Source organism: Streptococcus sp. GMD4S (assembly GCF_000296955.1).
In genome coordinates this window covers 1-1665 of the sequence record NZ_AJRE01000493.1, presented here as the reverse complement: position 1 = coordinate 1665, position 1665 = coordinate 1, and the positions used below count along the sequence as shown (strand labels likewise).

Annotated in this window: 2 protein-coding genes and 1 pseudogene; all 3 read left to right on the top strand. The window is 44.1% G+C overall.

Annotated features, from left to right (window positions below; all coding sequences use genetic code 11):
• Positions 1 to 893 (top strand): M42 family metallopeptidase (locus GMD4S_RS12040; protein ID WP_000317159.1); only part of this gene is annotated, 893 nt, incomplete at its 5' end.
• A 1-nt stretch (position 894) separates the two neighbouring features.
• Positions 895 to 1356 carry an HIT family protein gene (locus GMD4S_RS12035; protein ID WP_000335635.1) on the top strand — a complete coding sequence of 154 codons (462 nt, stop codon included), beginning with the start codon at positions 895 to 897 and terminating at the stop codon, positions 1354 to 1356.
• A 14-nt stretch (positions 1357 to 1370) separates the two neighbouring features.
• A pseudogene (locus GMD4S_RS12030) lies at positions 1371 to 1665 on the top strand (LD-carboxypeptidase LdcB/DacB); the annotation flags it as partial.

Here is a 1665-nt window from a genome sequence, read left to right as displayed (position 1 = left end):
TTACTATTAAAGGTCAAAATGATGACCAACACCGCTATGTGACTGCCCATGTGGATACGCTGGGTGCTATTGTCCGTGCTGTCAAACCAGATGGCCGTCTCAAATTGGATCGTATCGGTGGTTTCCCTTGGAACATGATTGAAGGGGAGAACTGTACGGTTCATGTGGCTAGCACAGGTCAAACGGTATCTGGGACCATCCTCATCCATCAAACTTCTTGCCATGTCTACAAAGATGCAGGAACTGCTGAACGCACACAGGACAATATGGAAGTGCGTTTGGACGAAAAAGTAACCAATGAAAAGGAAACGCGCGCCTTGGGCATCGAGGTTGGCGACTTTATCAGTTTTGACCCGCGAACTGTCGTGACAGAGACTGGTTTTATCAAGTCCCGTCATTTGGATGACAAGGTCAGCGCAGCAATTTTGCTCAATCTTCTTCGTGTTTATAAGGAAGAGGGGATTGCATTGCCAGTAACAACTCATTTTGCTTTTTCAGTCTTCGAAGAGGTTGGTCACGGTGCCAACTCCAATATTCCAGCTCAGGTAGTGGAATATCTAGCTGTGGATATGGGAGCTATGGGCGATGACCAGCAGACGGATGAGTATACAGTTTCTATCTGTGTCAAGGACGCTTCAGGTCCCTATCACTATGACTTCCGTCAACACTTGGTAACTTTGGCGAAGGAGCAAGATATTCCTTTTAAGCTCGACATTTATCCATTTTACGGTTCGGATGCTTCAGCGGCTATGTCAGCAGGAGCAGAGGTCAAACACGCCCTCCTTGGAGCTGGTATTGAGTCCAGTCACTCTTACGAACGAACACATATTGATTCGGTCGTGGCGACAGAGCGTATGGTAGACGCCTATCTCAAGAGCACCTTGGTAGAATAATATGTGCTTGATTTGTCAAAGAATTGAATGGATCAAGGCAGGGGAAAATCCCTACTTTGTAAAAGAACTAGAAACAGGCTATGTTGTTATTGGAGATCACCAATACTTTAAGGGCTATACCTTATTTCTGGCAAAAGAGCATGTCACAGAACTCCACCATATGGAGACTTCTGTAAAACTTCGCTTTTTAGAGGAAATGAGTTTGGTCCAAGAAGCAGTCGCCAAAGTATTTGAGGCTGAAAAGATGAATATTGAACTCCTAGGAAATGGTGATGCCCACGCTCATTGGCATCTCTTTCCACGAAGAACAGGTGATATGAAGGGTCATGGATTGAATGGCCGTGGGCCAGTCTGGTGGATGCCATGGGAAGAAATGGCGGCAGAAGATTGCCAAGTGAAATCCCATGAGTTGGAACAAATGATTAAAGCCTTATCCGATGAATTAGAGAAGCACGTGGTCTAAGAGAGGAAGGAAAAATGAAAAAAAGATACATTGTTTTATCTGGTTTGCTGGCAGTAACCCTAGCAGCATGTTCTCAAGAACAACCTAAAAATGAAGAAAATACTCAAAAAACAGAACAAACTAGTCAACCTGAAGGAACTGTAGGGAGCAAATCCCAAGCTTCTAGTCAGAAGAAGGCAGAAGTTGTCAATAAGGGAGACTACTATAGTATTCAAGGGAAATACGATGAAATCGTCATAGCTAATAAGCACTATCCTTTGTCAAAAGACTATAATCCAGGAGAAAATCCAACAGCTAAAGCAGAGTTGC

Excerpts from the sequence above, each read along its gene's own strand:
- GMD4S_RS12035 (WP_000335635.1), top strand. The coding sequence starts at position 895 with ATGTGCTTGATTTGTCAAAGAATTGAATGGATCAAGGCAGGGGAAAAT.